At 44.8% G+C, this 15,741-nt stretch carries 14 protein-coding genes; 1 reads left to right on the top strand and 13 read right to left on the bottom strand.

The window, feature by feature from the left end; genetic code table 11:
- Nucleotides 1-8: 8 nt before the first annotated feature.
- The 11 genes from OCV77_RS02055 to OCV77_RS02005 all read right to left on the bottom strand — a co-directional run bounded on the left by OCV77_RS02055 (nucleotide 9) and on the right by OCV77_RS02005 (nucleotide 11,053).
- Nucleotides 9-830, bottom strand: a complete 822-nt coding sequence (locus tag OCV77_RS02055; RefSeq protein ID WP_262572916.1) for a purine-nucleoside phosphorylase — start codon at nucleotides 828-830, stop codon at nucleotides 9-11.
- 206 nt (nucleotides 831-1,036) lie between these two features.
- On the bottom strand, nucleotides 1,037-2,518 hold the full coding sequence (gene spoIVA, locus OCV77_RS02050) for a stage IV sporulation protein A (protein ID WP_262572913.1): 1,482 nt from the start codon (nucleotides 2,516-2,518) through the stop codon (nucleotides 1,037-1,039).
- Nucleotides 2,519-2,656: 138 nt separating this feature from the next.
- The gene (locus OCV77_RS02045; RefSeq protein ID WP_262572909.1) at nucleotides 2,657-3,211 is read right to left on the bottom strand and encodes a hypothetical protein; all 555 of its coding nucleotides are present in this window, start codon (nucleotides 3,209-3,211) and stop codon (nucleotides 2,657-2,659) included.
- 23 nt (nucleotides 3,212-3,234) lie between these two features.
- Nucleotides 3,235-3,924 carry a M48 family metallopeptidase gene (locus OCV77_RS02040; RefSeq protein ID WP_262572907.1) on the bottom strand — a complete coding sequence of 230 codons (690 nt, stop codon included), beginning with the start codon at nucleotides 3,922-3,924 and terminating at the stop codon, nucleotides 3,235-3,237.
- Between the two features lie 7 nt (nucleotides 3,925-3,931).
- On the bottom strand, nucleotides 3,932-5,155 hold the full coding sequence (tyrS, locus tag OCV77_RS02035; protein ID WP_262572904.1) for a tyrosine--tRNA ligase: 1,224 nt from the start codon (nucleotides 5,153-5,155) through the stop codon (nucleotides 3,932-3,934).
- An 18-nt stretch (nucleotides 5,156-5,173) separates the two neighbouring features.
- A complete protein-coding gene (locus OCV77_RS02030; protein WP_118797060.1) occupies nucleotides 5,174-5,659 on the bottom strand; it encodes a hypothetical protein in 486 nt (161 codons plus the stop codon).
- The gene (locus OCV77_RS02025; RefSeq protein ID WP_262572900.1) at nucleotides 5,652-6,599 is read right to left on the bottom strand and encodes a hypothetical protein; all 948 of its coding nucleotides are present in this window, start codon (nucleotides 6,597-6,599) and stop codon (nucleotides 5,652-5,654) included. The genes OCV77_RS02030 and OCV77_RS02025 overlap by 8 nt, the downstream gene beginning before the upstream one ends.
- A 30-nt stretch (nucleotides 6,600-6,629) precedes the next feature.
- Complete coding sequence (locus OCV77_RS02020; RefSeq protein WP_118797062.1) at nucleotides 6,630-7,667, bottom strand: NAD(P)H-dependent glycerol-3-phosphate dehydrogenase; 1,038 nt, start codon at nucleotides 7,665-7,667, stop codon at nucleotides 6,630-6,632.
- Nucleotides 7,668-7,699: 32 nt separating this feature from the next.
- Nucleotides 7,700-8,356 carry a glycerol-3-phosphate 1-O-acyltransferase PlsY gene (plsY, locus tag OCV77_RS02015; protein ID WP_118797063.1) on the bottom strand — a complete coding sequence of 219 codons (657 nt, stop codon included), beginning with the start codon at nucleotides 8,354-8,356 and terminating at the stop codon, nucleotides 7,700-7,702.
- Nucleotide 8,357: 1 nt separating this feature from the next.
- Nucleotides 8,358-9,695, bottom strand: a complete 1,338-nt coding sequence (gene der / locus OCV77_RS02010; RefSeq protein ID WP_118797064.1) for a ribosome biogenesis GTPase Der — start codon at nucleotides 9,693-9,695, stop codon at nucleotides 8,358-8,360.
- A 17-nt stretch (nucleotides 9,696-9,712) separates the two neighbouring features.
- On the bottom strand, nucleotides 9,713-11,053 hold the full coding sequence (locus tag OCV77_RS02005) for a DUF512 domain-containing protein (protein ID WP_262572894.1): 1,341 nt from the start codon (nucleotides 11,051-11,053) through the stop codon (nucleotides 9,713-9,715).
- A 112-nt stretch (nucleotides 11,054-11,165) separates the two neighbouring features.
- Between OCV77_RS02005 and OCV77_RS02000 the strand changes: the two genes are divergently transcribed.
- On the top strand, nucleotides 11,166-12,362 hold the full coding sequence (locus OCV77_RS02000; RefSeq protein WP_262572891.1) for a ribose-phosphate pyrophosphokinase: 1,197 nt from the start codon (nucleotides 11,166-11,168) through the stop codon (nucleotides 12,360-12,362).
- Nucleotides 12,363-12,423: 61 nt separating this feature from the next.
- Here OCV77_RS02000 and OCV77_RS01995 read toward each other — a convergent pair whose 3' ends face one another.
- Both OCV77_RS01995 and OCV77_RS01990 read right to left on the bottom strand, forming a co-directional pair.
- Nucleotides 12,424-15,006 (bottom strand): sensor histidine kinase, encoded by a 2,583-nt coding sequence (locus OCV77_RS01995; protein WP_262572888.1) that lies wholly within the window; start codon nucleotides 15,004-15,006, stop codon nucleotides 12,424-12,426.
- Nucleotides 15,007-15,034: 28 nt separating this feature from the next.
- Entirely contained in the window at nucleotides 15,035-15,727 is a 693-nt protein-coding gene (locus OCV77_RS01990; RefSeq protein ID WP_262572884.1) for a response regulator transcription factor, read from the bottom strand.
- Between the last annotated feature and the right edge of the window lie 14 nt (nucleotides 15,728-15,741).

The raw sequence follows: 15,741 nt of genomic DNA, 5'->3' as shown, positions 1-15,741 counted from the left end.
TCCCATCCTTAAAACAGCATCAATGATTCCGTGATCAGCTTTTTGAACAGGGGTGCTGCAATATCTGCAGCTTCCTGAACTTCTTCATGCGTCAGAGGCTGGTCTGTCATACCGGCTGCAAGATTGGAGATACAGGAAATCCCACATACCTTCATTCCCATATGATTTCCTGCGATTGCTTCTACCGCTGTACTCATGCCAACTGCATCTGCCCCAAGTGCCCTCAGCATCCGGATCTCTGCAGGTGACTCAAAGGAAGGTCCGGTAAGCTGTGCGTAAACCCCTTCCTTCAGTGCTATATTATGTATACCTGCAGCTTCTCTGATCTTCTGCTGCAGCTTTTTATTGTAAATCGTACTCATATCTGGAAATCTGAGTCCCAGCTCATCAATATTAGGACCTACAAGCGGATTAGGAGCAAAACAGGAAATATGATCTTTAATCAGCATAAAATCCCCTGCTCCAAAAGCAGGATTAATTCCACCGGATGCATTGGTAAGAAACAAAATTTCAGCGCCCATCATCTTCATCAATCTGGTTGGAAGTACCACATCTGAAATCGGATATCCTTCATAATAATGGATTCTTCCCTTCATGCATACAACAGGAACCTGTCCTACATAACCGAAAATAAACTTTCCCTCATGTCCGGGTACTGTAGAAACAGGAAAATCTTTAATTTCACAATATCTGATTTCACCTTTGACATCAATAGCATCTGCATAATTGCCAAGACCTGATCCAAGAACAAGTGCAACTCTTGGAATAAAAGGAATCCTTGCCCGTACACTTTCGTAACAGTCAAGGAGTTTCTGGTATGTCTGATTCATAAAGGAACCCTCCATTCATTTTCTAATTACTTATTAATTCTATCACAAAACGGCATTTGCTTCAACCAACGAAGCACCCTTTTGACAGGTCTTTACAGCTTCTTAACACTAGCAAAAAAGTACTGTCTTCTGCCTGATTTGCCGAAAAAATGTTGAATGATATTTGCAAAAACAGGGACTGCTGTTCCGGGCAGTCCCTGTTCTTCTCAGATAATAATGCACACCATGCCTCCGTTGGAATCGTTCACGATCTTCTGCATGGTCTCCTGCAGCTTCACCTGACTTTCTTCACCGATCATCGTCAGCTTCCCGGTAATACCGTCATTTACAAGCTGTTCTACTGTTTTTCCGAAAATGTTGGTTTCCCAGATGCCTTCCTTTCCGGTTTCGGACTCGGAAATATACCGTATCAGATCCTTTGCCTGTTCCTCACTTCCTACGATCGGAGAGATCTCTGTTTCAATGTTGGCACGGATCATATGGATGCTCGGGCTCTCTGCCCGGATCTTTACACCAAACTTGTTGCCATGCCGGATCAGCTCCGGTTTATCTAACAGGATTTCTTCTCTCTGTGGCATAACAACGCCATATCCTTTTTGTCTCACTGACATCACCGCACTCAGAACCCTGGAATACTCTTTTTTCATAGCCGCCATTTCTTTCAGTGTTGATAAAAGCTGGTATTCATTGTGAATGTCTTCTCCTACCAGACTGCTCAGCATCTCAAAATAGCAAGCATCATCCACATCAATATAGATTCTTACGCAGCCGTCTGCCATTCCTACCTGATCCATCTTACATTTTCTGACAAAATCTCCTTTAATGGAAACCGGCCTCTGCAGTACATCCCGGATGCAGGTGTATTCCTTCATGACCTCTCTGACCTTTTCTACAAGCTGTACCTTAAGGGGGTGATCCCTCTCCAGCATTTCCACCCACTTCGGCATATAAAATTCCATAACTGTAAGTGGAAATTCACAGAGCAGCTTTTCAAGAATCTGCCGAATATCTTCTTTTTTTAACTGTTCACAATTTACAGGCAGCACAGATACCTGATACTTTTCAGAAAGAACTTCTGCCAGCTTCCCTGTTTCTTCGCTATAAGGCTTTGTGGTATTCAAAAGTACGATAAAGGGTTTGTTCAGCTTCTTCAGTTCCCGTACCGTACGCTCCTCTGCCGGTTCATACTGCTGTCTTCCGATCTCAGTAAAGCTGCCGTCACAGGTCACCACGATCCCAACACTGGAATGATCTGCGATTACCTTTCTTGTACCCGTTTCAGCCGCCTGCGTAAAGGGGATCTCTTCCTCACTCCATGGTGTCTTCACCATCCTCTCTTCCCCGTTTTCCATATGGCCTGCAGCACCTTCTACCATATATCCCACACAGTCGATCAAACGTACCCTGGCCTGTGCCCCTTCCCCAAGGGAAATACTTGCTGCCTCCTTTGGGATAAATTTGGGTTCCGTTGTCGTGATCGTCTTGCCTCCAGCGCTCTGTGGCAATTCATCATTTGCACGTTCCCGTTCAAATTCATCCTCTATATGAGGCAGGACAAGCAGATCCATGAACCTCTTGATAAAGGTTGATTTTCCTGTCCGCACAGGTCCCACCACACCTATGTAAATCTCCCCGTTGCATCTCGTCTGTATGTCCCTGTATAAATCATAATCCCTTTGATTATCCATATAATAAACCCCTTCCATATTTATTTAAATGTATGAAAGGGGTGTTTGTTTTATGAACAGAATATTCAGCTTTATTCTTTGTGCTTAAGGTTCATCAAATAAATCTGTCTGCTGTCAAGATTGGTATCATTTAAGAACTCAGAAAACGCTTCCTTCCCTGAATGTCCTCAGGAATCTGAAATATTCCTCATCGCACTTATCAAAGGTGCCATCCTCTTTAAACTTCTGAAAGTATTCCCAGTATATGGAAGAAAGGCTCTCCTGGTAAGGCAGCCAGTCCTCTGCCATCTCATCTGCCCCGTAATGCTGGATACAGTGGCCATCCGGTCTGCTTTCCAGATACCTGCCGCCCTTTGGTCTGTCCTCTTCTGATAATATGCAGCCGGCAGCAGTCAGTGCAGCACAGATCCCTATGGCATCCTCTCCGACAAAGGTATAGGCATGATGCCGTATTCTCATATAGTAGATCTCTTTTCCCTCCAGATGAAACCGGTCAATGGCATACAGATTCCCGTCCTCCTGTAAAAAAGAAAGAATCTTCTCCCTCTTATTTCCTGTAAGTCCTCTTTTTTTTATTGCTCTTTCCAAGTCGGAGGGTGCAAGGCTGCAGCCCTTTTCCCGGCAGCAGCGCCCCTTACAGTGACTGCACTCCTCTCCCGGTCTGTAACCGTCTGTATTTTGCATTATACCCATAATTCATTTCCCCCGGCTGAAGCTCAGAACAGATACAGTTCATTTCCGTGTTCTGCCAGCCATTTCTTCCTAACTTTATAATCCGGACAGAAGGCTTCGACCATCTGCCAGAAACTCTGCGAGTGATCCATATACCGCAGGTGGCACAGCTCATGGATCACCACATACTCTGCCACAGCTGCAGGTGCCAGCATGAGGCGGAAAGAAAAATTCAGGTTGGAAAGACCACTGCAGCTTCCCCACCTGCTTCTCTGATCCTTGATGTGGATCTCAGAAAAGCTCACCTGCATCATTCCGGCATAAAACACGGCCCTTTCCCTGATCCACTGCGCAGCCATCTTCCGGTACCATTTTTCTATGGCCATTCTCCTGATCTCATAGTCTGCTTCATAGGGAACAAATAAAAGAAGTCTGTCTCCTGCCTTCTTTACCCGGCATCTGCTGCTTTCCTCCCGGAAAACTGACAATGTCAGATGCTCGTCAAGGAAAGGAAGCTGATCTCCGTTCACAAGCTGCAGCCGCACTGCTTCTTTTTTCTTTTCCTGCATGGCAAGCCGTTTTGCTGTCGCAAGGATCCATTCCGCCTTGCTCTGCACAAATCTTTCTACCTCCCTGTCGCTGACAAACCAGGGCGCTTTCACAACAAGATTGCCACCCCTGTCAAAAGAGATGGCAATCGTTTTTCGTTTGCTTTTGATTAACTGATACTGCATACTGTCCTTATTTCACAATAATCCTGCGGAAGTTCTTCTTTCCACGTTTTACAACAAGTCCTTCTCCTGCAAAAGCATCCTTTGCATAAGCTGCCTTTACATCAGTCACCTTGTCCTCACCTACTGTTACGCCGCCCTGCTCGATAGCACGTCTGCCTTCAGATCTTGTATTTACCAGTCCTGCCTTGCACAGTACAGAGATCAGATCAATGCTTCCATCTGCCATATCCTCATCTGTCAGCTCACAGGTGGGCATCTGTGCTGCCACACCAGTACTAAACAGTGCTCTTGCACTTTCCTGTGCTTTCTTTGCTTCTTCCTCACCATGCACAAGGTTTGTCAGCTCATAAGCCAGGATCTCCTTGGCCTGATTGAGCTGGCTGCCTTCCCAGTGATCCATCTCATCAATCTGCTCAAGAGGCAGGAAGGTAAGCATACGCAGACACTTAAGTACATCTGCATCTGCCACATTTCTCCAGTACTGATAGAATTCAAATGGAGAAGTCTTCTCTGGATCAAGCCATACAGCCCCCTTCTGTGTCTTACCCATCTTCTTGCCCTCAGAATTCAGAAGCAGGGTAATGGTCATGGCATAGGCATCCTTACCAAGCTTTCTTCTGATCAGTTCAGTTCCGCCAAGCATATTGCTCCACTGGTCATCACCGCCAAACTGCATATTGCAGCCGTATTTCTGGAACAGTTCATAGAAATCATAGCTCTGCATCAGCATATAGTTAAACTCAAGGAAAGAAAGACCCTTTTCCATTCTCTGCTTGTAGCACTCCGCTCTCAACATATTGTTAACTGAGAAGTGAGGTCCTACCTCTCTTAGAAATTCAATATAATTCAGATCCATCAGCCATTCTGCATTATTGACCATCAGGGCCTTGCCCTCTGAGAAATCAATAAAACGGCTCATCTGCTTCTTGAAGCAGTCACAGTTATGCTGGATCGTCTCTGGTGTCATCATAGTACGCATATCACTTCTTCCGGAAGGATCTCCGATCATACCGGTACCACCGCCGATCAGCGCGATTGGCTTATTCCCTGCCATCTGCAGTCTCTTCATCAGGCAGAGTGCCATGAAATGTCCAACATGAAGAGAATCTGCGGTAGGATCAAACCCGATATAAAAGGTGGCCTTTCCATTGTTGATCAGCTCCTTGATCTCCTCTTCATCTGTAAGCTGTGCAAGAAGTCCTCTTGCTTTTAATTCATCAAAAATCGTCATCGTTTTATCTGCTCCCTTTTATTTTTCTAATTGTACTGTAACAGGGTCTGTATCATCTCCACGTTGGGAAATCTTAACTTCCCTGCAATCCTTATCAACTTCTATGATCCGTTCACTGACAGCCGCCTTCCCTGCCGGGAAGTATCGTCCATCCTGCCATCTGTCAAAGGCTGATGTATGCTCCATCTCCTGAATATAGGCGTTACTGTTATCTGGCTTCTTATATGTGAAATATAGTGAGCTGTCCCAGTATCCATAATTACTGTTATTTTGCAGCATCAGCTTTACTTTATAATAGTCCCTGTCATCGCGCACATTTTTCAGCGTCCCACTGTCTATACGCTCTGCTGTAGCAGAAACCAGCTCCGGCTTCACAGCAGACTCAAGCTCGTAGGATGCATATTTCAGTTCTCCCGATGCATAAAGAAGAAGTGCGATCAGGCAGACAAAGCCACAGACTGCAACAACCAGTACAGTGATCCCGTTTTTCAATACCTTACTCATAATGATACCCTCCCTCTTTTGCAAGTCTGCCTGGGATTTCCTCATCATAAGGAAGAACACCCATGTTCCATGACATAACCGTTTCTATTTTGTCTATCGTATCATGCTGCAGATCATATTTTTCCATATACAGTGTAATTTCCTGTACATCTGCCGGAATCAGGAAGAAAAAATAACCGGTAATATCAGCTCCATTACCACATCCGTAATCTGAAAGAAAGCTGCTGCTGTCAAATCCATATCCAGCCACATAGGGATAATAAACATCCCTTCCAAGCGACTGTTTATATTCCACTGTTCCGTTCTCTTCGTAACCGATATAACAGTTTTTCATGACATAGGCATTTTGGACATAAGCACTGCTCTCCACATCTACCCTAATGGCAATCAGGGAATAGTCTTCCGGAAAGCCTGCATAAATATCATGATTTACGATTGTATAACAGTTATTCTCCAGTGTTACCGTATTGTTATCATAATAATCAAATACCGGCGAAGTAAGATTTTCTTCTGTGTAGGATACCACACGTGCTTCCTTTTTCTGTACGTTTTTTGTAAGAGATGCTGCCGCTGCAACCGCCAGAATGACAAATACCATAATACATATACTGATCAGACAGATAATAGTATGTACATGTACTCTTTTCTTCTGTTGCTCCGGTACTTCTCCGGTATAAATATTGTCCGATTTCTGTTCACGGTAAACATTGTCTGCTGCCTTGTCCCAGTAAGTACTGTCTGTGTTTTCCTCATGAAACACACTGCCCTTTACCTCATCCTCATGGACATGGCTTTGGTAATACGGGTTTTCATTCCAGGAAGGCTCATTTGTTTCAGGCTTTGGCTCGTCCTTTTTTAACCAGTCATCACCGACCGGCTTATTCCAGAAATCATCATTGGATGATGAACTCCAAAAATCATTTTTCTGTTCGTCACTCACCTGCAGGTTCCTCCCTCTGTTATCACTATCCTACCAGGATATTTCTGCACTGTTCTGATACAGATTCCTGAGATCAATATTTTCTACCTTCTTGTCACGGAGCATCAGCTCCTTTACTGCATCGGCTGCACTTGCTCCTTCAAAGAGTACCTTGTTTACCTGTTCAATGATCGGCATGCTTACCTGATACTTTTTAGAAAGTGCATAACCGGCCTTAGCGGAATATACCCCTTCCACGACCATCTTGACCTCTGCCATGGCTTCTTCCATAGTTGCACCCTTACCGATCAGGATACCGGCTCTTCTGTTTCTGGAATGCATGGAAGCACAGGTTACGATCAGATCTCCTATTCCTGTCAGCCCGTAAAAGGTTTCAATCCTTCCGCCCATTACGATACCAAGCCTTGCAATCTCAGCAATACCCCGGGTGATCAGTGCAGCCTTGGTATTATCACCATAGCCAAGTCCGTCTGCAATACCGGCAGCCAGAGCCACAACATTTTTAAGTGCTGCACCAAGCTCTATGCCAAGCACATCTGAGCTGGTATAAACACGGAAAACCTCACTCATAAACAGATTCTGCAGATACTCTGCTGTCGCCTTATCCTTGGATCCTGCCACGATCGTTGTCGGCAGTCCTCTTCCTACCTCTTCCGCATGGGAAGGTCCTGAAAGCACTGCCACATTTGCCTGTGGAATCTCTTCTTCTATGATCTCGGAAAGCGTCATCAGTGTGGTCTCCTCGATTCCCTTGGCCACGTTCACAATGATCTGTCCATCCTTTACATAAGGCTTCATTTTTGCAGAAGTACTTCTGGTGAAGGGCGATGGTACTGCAAGCACAAGCACATCCTTCCCCTTTATTGCTTCCTCCAGATTGGTTGTAAAAATCATATCCTCCGGCAGCTTCACTCCTGGAAGCTTATCCTTCTGCTCCCGTTCCTCCTTCAGCATCTGAATCTCATTTTCCAGTGCTGACCAGACAGTTACCTGATTTCCGTTTTTATACAAAAGCAGGGATAGCGCTGTTCCCCAGCTTCCTGCCCCTATGATTCCTACTTCAGCCATATCTCCGGTTCCTACCCTTTCTATGTAATAAACTATTTGATCGCTTCTTTATTCTTCTTCGTCAGATAAGTCTTTCTTTCCTCTCCCTTAAGAAGACGCTTAATATTCTCTCTATGCTTATAATAAGCCATGATCGTAAGAAACGCTGTGATGATATACATTTCATTCAGTATCCCCTGCGATGTATGGAACAGTCCCATCTGTCCGCTTACTACCATCTGGATCATAATACCTGCATAGACCAGCAGTGATCCAAGGGAAACATAATGCGTCAGCAAAAATGCACCAAAAAACAGAACCACACCTACAGGAATAAAGGTCGGATGGAAGGAAAGTACCAGGCCTGCCGTTGCTGCGATTCCCTTACCTCCTTTAAAATGAAGATAAAAAGGGAAATTATGTCCAAGGATCGCTCCAGTTGCCGCATACAGCTTAAGCAGATACAGCTCCTCCGGATGTGCCTTGCCAAACAGGGCACCACACAGTACAACCGCCAGAATGGTTTTTATTATGTCACCAAACAGAACAAGCAGCCCTGCCTTTGTACCAAATACACGTAAGGTATTGGTGGTTCCTGCATTTCCGCTTCCATAGTTTCTGATGTCGATCCCATGCAGCTTTCCATATATAAAGGCTGTCTGGAACAGACCAAATACATAGCCGATCAAAATACAATACAGACGTTCCACTTTACTTGTTTTCCTTTCTTTCTCTTATAATGAATTTCAAAGGTGTCCCCTGGAAATCAAAGGCCTCCCTGATCTTATTTTCAATATATCTGGTATAAGAAAAATGCATCAGGTTCTTATCATTCACAAAAATAACAAAGGTAGGCGGCTTCACAGACGCCTGTGTAATATAGAAAAGCTTGAGTCTTCTTCCCTTGTCTGAAGGAGGCTGCTGCATGGCAACGGCTTCTGCCATGATCTCATTCAGTACACCGGTCGCAACTCTCATGGCATGATTCTCTGCGACCGTATCGATCAGGTCATACAGCTTCACCAGACGCTGCCCGCTCTTGGCAGAAATAAAGGTGATCTTGGCATAAGGCATAAAGGACAGTACCTCACGTATCCTGCTTTCATATTCTCTTACCGTCTTTTCTGTCTTCTCAATAGCATCCCACTTATTCACAGCAATGATCGTCGCCTTGCCTCTGTCGTGGGCAATTCCTGCGATCTTGGCATCCTGTTCAGTTACACCTTCGACTGCATCAATTACAAGTACAACAATATCTGCACGTTCTACGGCGCTGACTGTACGCAGGATCATGAAATGCTCCAGCTCTTCCTTGATCTTGTTTTTCCGGCGCAGCCCCGCTGTATCAATAAACACATAATCCTTACCATTGTGAGTGACCGGTGTATCTACCGCATCTCTTGTCGTACCGGCAATGTCAGATACGATCAGCCTGTTCTCCCCAAGCAGTCTGTTGATCAGGGAAGATTTTCCTACATTTGGCTTTCCAACAATGGCCACACGTATCCTGTCATCCTCTTCCTCTTCTGTACTGTCCTCATCAAAATACTTGATAACCTCGTCCAGCATATCACCAATTCCCATCTGATTGGCTGCCGATATAGGAATCGGCTCCCCGATCCCAAGGTTATAGAATTCATAGACATCTGCCATATACTTTTCAAAGTTATCTACCTTATTTACCACAAGCACCACCGGCTTGCGGGAACGTCGCAGCATATCTGCCACCTTGGCATCTGAATCCACAAGTCCCTGCTTCACGTCAACCATAAACAGAATCACATCTGCTGTGTTGATAGCAATCTCAGCCTGCTCCCTCATCTGGGACAGGATCACATCACTGCTGTCCGGTTCGATACCACCGGTATCGATCAGGGTAAAGGAACGGTCAAGCCAGCTGACATCGGCATAGATCCTGTCTCTTGTGATTCCCGGTGTATCTTTTACGATTGATATTCTCTGCCCTGCCAGCATATTGAACAGGGTCGATTTACCCACATTAGGTCTGCCTACTACTGCCACAACAGGCTTTCCCTTTCTTTTACTCATGTAGTACCTCCATTATTTTATGCTCTGTCAAGCACTGCATTTACAAAATCACGTCCGCTTGATTTTATAATATCTACCTTCACTTGTAAAGCCTTTTCCATCTCTGTAACAGTTACGTCATCCAGGAACACCTCTTCGCCGCTCCTTAAGACATTCTGTGGCAGATACAGGGCTTCTCCCAGTTCCTTGCCGGTAAGCTGGGCGATCAGATCCTGTCCTGTCAGAAGTCCGGATACTGTGATCATCTCTCCGAAGAAATCATTTCTGATCTCATAGACATGGATCATAAGTCCGGGAACCATCTCCATCATACGTGCTGCCATATCACGGATAAAGGGATATGCCAGTCTGGCTGTTGCCATAGATATTTCCCTTGATGAAAAATCCAGGGTACCTGCACTGATCTTCTCCTGCAGTTCCTTCACTGCTTCTTCAAACTCATTAAGCAGAAGCCTCATCATGCCTACACCATTTTCAAGCTGCAGATAGCCGTCATAATTTTCTTCCTGTGGCAGTTCTTCTCCTGCCAGAATATACCATTCATCACTGGCATGGATAAAATGATTTCCATATTTCTGATAGCTCTCATTCTGGTAATGATGGATCGTAGAAAGTACCTCTCTGGCATCCTCCCTTGTGAACGGTTCCAGTGGAAACAGTCCGTCTCTGTATTTTGAAAGCCCGACCGGCACCACAGATACACTCTGCAGATTGGGAATATATCTCATCATCTCACGGATGCTGAATGCCAGTTCTTCTCCGTCGTTGACTCCCTTACACAGTACGATCTGACCATTCATCTCAATTCCTGCTTCATTTAATCTGTCAACCTTTTTAAGTGCTTCTCCGGCAAATCTGTTATTCAACATTTTACATCTCAGCTCCGGATTCATGGTCTGAAAGGAAATATTGATGGGTGAAAGGTGATACTGGATGATCCTGTCAAGGTCATGGTCAGACATATTCGTCAGAGTCACATAATTTCCCTGCAGAAAAGACAGACGGGAATCATCATCCTTAAAATACAGGGTGTCCCGCATTCCCTTCGGCATCTGGTCAATGAAGCAGAAAATACATTTATTATGGCATGATCTGTATTCATCCATCAGACCATTATCAAATTCGATTCCAAGATCCTCGTCCTCTTCCTTGTCTACCTCCAGGATCCACTGTTCTCCGTCTGGTTTCTCTATTAATATTTCTATATAAGTATCTTCTGCATAAAACTGGTAATCAAAAATATCCTCGATCTCATGCCCGTTTATTGAGATCAGCCTGTCTCCCGGTGCCAGTTCAAATTCCTCTGCGATACTTCCCGGAAGGATCTTTTTGATCAAATGTCCCTTACTTTTGTTCATGTTATTTTACTCCGCTATCTCTTATTCTATTATAAATTTCTTGACGTGTCACTAGCAGAATGATATAAATTAAATGAAGTTTTATCATATTTTTTCACGCTGGAGGGTTATCATGCCTAATTTACATGAACTGGAAGCAGCCATTCCTGTTGCTCCCTTAAAGCTTATCGTGCTGGATTCTGCCGCCAGACTCGGCAATCAGATCAACAACTATCTTGTAGGTTTCCGCAGAGACATTAAGAATATTGCCAAAAATGATCCCGCCTTTGAAGGCTATGTATCCGACAATTACATTGTTGACTCCACCTGCTATCGTTTCGGTACCGGAGAAGCCAAGGCTGTCATCTCTGAATCCGTCAGAGGTAAAGATCTCTTTATTCTTGTTGATGTATGTAACCACAGTATTTCCTATACCATGAACGGCTATACCAATTACAAATCCCCCGATGACCATTATCAGGACTTAAAACGAGTGATCGCCGCTGTAAACGGTAAGGCACACCGTGTTAATGTCATCATGCCCTTCCTTTATGAAGGCAGGCAGCATAAGCGCAGCGGACGGGAATCCCTTGACTGTGCTTACGCCATCGAAGAGCTCGCCAATATGGGTGTCAACAACTTCATTACCTTCGATGCACACGACCCCCGTGTGCAGAATGCAGAGCCCTTACGGGGCTTCGACAATATCACCCCTCCGGTTCAGTTCATAAAAGCTCTGCTTCGTGCCAAAGAAGATCTGATCATTGACAAGGATCATCTGATCGTCATCAGTCCAGATGAAGGGGCACTTGACAGAGCGGTTTACTTCGCCAATGTTCTTGGTGTCGATACCGGCATGTTCTACAAGCGCAGGGACTATTCTAAAATTGTCAATGGCAAGAACCCGATCGTTGCCCACGAATTCCTTGGTGACAATATTGACGGTAAGGATGTCATCATTATGGATGATATGATCTCTTCCGGAGGCAGCATGATCGATACCGCAAGACAGCTTAAGGAAATGAATGCAAACCGTGTTTTCATCTGTGCAACCTTTGGTCTGTTTACCGATGGGCTCGCAAAATTCGATGAAGCCTATGAAAAGTGCTATTTTGACAAGATCGTTACCACAAACCTTACCTACCAGCTTCCTGAACTAAAAGAAAGGCCTTACTATGTAGAAGCTGATATGAGTAAGCTGATTGCCTCTATTGTTGACTTTATGAACCATGACTCATCCATGTCGAACGTTTATACATCCACAGAAAAGATCCATCAGATCCTGGATGCCTATAACCGCCGGGAAGATTTAAGTCAGCATCATCTGTAAAAATACTATAAAAACCAAGGACGGGTTCCTTTCGGAGTCCGTCCTTTTCTTTTGTTTCCAGTTATTGTTCTGTCTCCTTCTGCTCTTCCAGCTTCGGGAACTGCAGTATCACCTTGAACAGATCACCATCTACCTTCACATTCAGCTGTCCATTCATGGCAACCGTCAGATTCTTCGCAATCGAGAGTCCAAGTCCGCTTCCTTCTGTAGTCCTCGATTCATCTCCGCGTATAAAGCGTTCTGTCAATTCATCCCCACTGACAGATACCGGGTTTTCTGAAATATTCTTAACAGCTACCTGTACCAGTGTTCCACTCTCACTGTTCTTATCTTCTACATCAATATAAACCCTTGTACCTGGCAGAGCGTACTTGATTACATTGCTAAACAGATTTTCAATGACTCTGAAGATCCTTCTGGAATCTGCCTCAATACAGGCACTTCCATTTTCGGTACGGAGTACGGGGATCAGCCCTCTGCCTTCAAACTTCTCCGAAAATTCCCCGATCGACTGATGCAGCAATTCGATCAGATCGATCCTTTCAAAATGGAGTATAATATTTCCTGAAGAAATCTTGGAAGCCTCAACCAGATCATCTGTCAGCTGCTTGAGCCGCTGCGATTTGGCATCCAGAACAGCAATATATTCCTTCACCTTTTCATCTTCTATATTCTCACGCTTCAGCAGGTCAACATAATTGATGATCGAAGTCAGCGGTGTTTTGATATCATGGGATACATTAGTGATCAGATCCGCTTTCAGTCTTTCATCCTTCATGCTGATCGCTACTGCCTCCCGGATCCCGTCTCCAATATGGTTCACCTCCCTGGCAAGAACCAGATTGTCTCCGGTAAGCCCTTCCTCCGGAATCTGATAATTCATATCCCCTGCATTCATTTTTTTGATCCCTGTCAGGATCCTATCCCTGCCAACCGCTGCACGCAGCAGAGAAATAATCACCAAAATACCAATCAGGATAAGCATCAGTATGAGCACCACCGTCGTACCGGCAGTTGCTCTGTAGGCAATCAGTATGGAAATCAGTACTGCCATAAGGAGCACACCTGATGGGATCAGCACCCGTAGTGTTGTATTTGCATGCCCGTACAGATAGCTGCCTGCCCTTCGACTTATCCTTACCAGCTCTGCAAGGAGACTGTCTTTCCACAGTGTTCCTGCCTTGATCCTCCTGACCAGACTGAAATAGAAGAAGGAAAAACCACCGCTTACAAGCAGAGCATATAACAGGGCAAGACCGCAGGTCAGTGGCCTGCCTTCTGCAAATTCATCTGTCACTGTCTTAAGAAGTCTGTTTCCCTGATATCCGAGGATCACAAGAAGCTCTCCTGTCACAACTGCCAATATCAGCATGATCTCTGTAGGAATCTTATCCTCCCATTTCAGCAACACCTTCTTTTCTCCGTTTTCCAGCATGACTGCTTTTCCTTCTGCTGCAGTCAGTACCACCATAAGCAGGAGATATAATCCGCCAAGCAGTACAATCCAGATCAGATTCTGCCACAGATAAGGGGAATACTGGCTGTATGCGTTTTTCGCAGTCTGAAACGCGTCTGCCTCCTTATATCCGGTTTTCACGCCAACCAGGATCTGGGTATCATCCGGATAAGCATACGAATAGCCATTCAACACATAACGCGGTGTCTTTTCCTGTACCTTGGTATTAGTAATAAAGGACATATTCTGTGGATCATAGATCAGATACCTGCTGCATTCCTCCTGAAGCTGTGCTGTCAGTGCATCCATGCTTTTATTCTTTATATTTTCATTGCTGTAGACAACAGTCTGATCTCCTGTGGTTCTGCGGACAAAGTAAACAAAATTGCTGTTACCACTGTCATAATAATCCTGATAGGTCAGATATTCATTATAGTTGATCAGCAGATCCTCCGCGGCTGACTGTACATGATCCCGGAGAGCTGTATATTCCTCCCAGGAAGAAACGTAATCTTCAATATTCTTACCATCCACTGTATGATAACGGTTCTTCAGTATATTAACTGTCACATTATCCCGGATTGGATTCTCCGGGTCAGAAAGCACATTGCCGGATACATCTACCACTCTTACCTTCTGCTCCAGATCCGTATTCAGATAACTGTCACCATCCACATTTCCCTCTACATAAGTGACTTCTCTGGTACGGCTCAGAAACTGATCTGCTTCTTCCCCTGTCATATAGGTTTCTTCTGTTTCAAATCCATACTGTGCCCACTTCAGCAGATCCTCCAGATAATACCTTGCTGTAATATATTCTCCAGCGATTCCGGAATACCTGTTATCAAAGGCAGTTACATCAATGACCTTCTTCGGATCAAACTTCCCGTCAGTTTCCATCTGCGAACGGATCGCCCCATAGCAGATGATATCTGATATATCCCTGCCAAGAAGCTTATTGAATACCATGGAATCCTCAAACTCCGTATTGGTATCCCCCATATCAAAAAAGAAGGTTTCTGTATCTTTCCTGCCTTCCACCGTAACAAAGGAAGAAAGAAGCACCACCGTTGCAAGGCAGGCTGCTCCTGCAAAACAGATATGCTGAAGAAGATGCAGCGTGCCTAAAGCACCCTTCTTTTTCTTTCTGACCTTTTTATCCTTTTTTTCTTCGTTTTCTTTTTTCATTTACACTCCCTCTTCTGCCGCAGGGGATCTACTGCTTTTCCACCTTATAGCCAACACCCCAGACTACCTTCAGATAACGTGGTTCCTTGGGATTGATCTCGATCTTCTCCCTGATATGCCGGATATGTACCGCAACCGTATTGTCAGCGCCGATTGCTTCTTCATTCCAGATATTTTCATAGATCTGATCAATGGAAAATACCCTTCCCTGATTTTTTACAAGAAGCAGCAGAATGTTATACTCGATCGGTGTCAGCTTCACCGTTTCCCCATCCACCGTTACTTCCTTGGTATCATCATTCATGCAAAGACCCCCAGCGACAAAGAGAGCATTATTCGTCACATTCAGGCTGCCAAGACTGGTATACCGTCTCAAATTGGACTTGACCCTTGCCACCAGCTCCAGCGGATTAAAGGGCTTAGTCACATAATCATCTGCCCCTACATTCAGTCCGAGGATCTTGTCAGTATCCTCTGACTTGGCTGAAAGGAAGATAACCGGCACACTGTTGGATTCCCGGATTTTAATGGTAGCTCTGATCCCATCCAGCTTTGGCATCATGATATCAATGATCACAAGCTGTACGCTTTCTGTTTTCAGTACCTCAAGAGCCTGCTCTCCGTCGTAGGCCTTCAGCACACGATATCCTTCCTGGTTCAGATAAATTTCAATGGCATCCACAATCTCCCTGTCATCGTCGCAGACAAGAATATTCATCATCTTTTTCTCCTTAT

It is taken from the genome of Suilimivivens aceti, from assembly GCF_025567405.1.
Classification (GTDB): domain Bacteria; phylum Bacillota; class Clostridia; order Lachnospirales; family Lachnospiraceae; genus Suilimivivens; species Suilimivivens aceti.
This window is presented reverse-complemented; position numbering and strand designations above follow the sequence as displayed.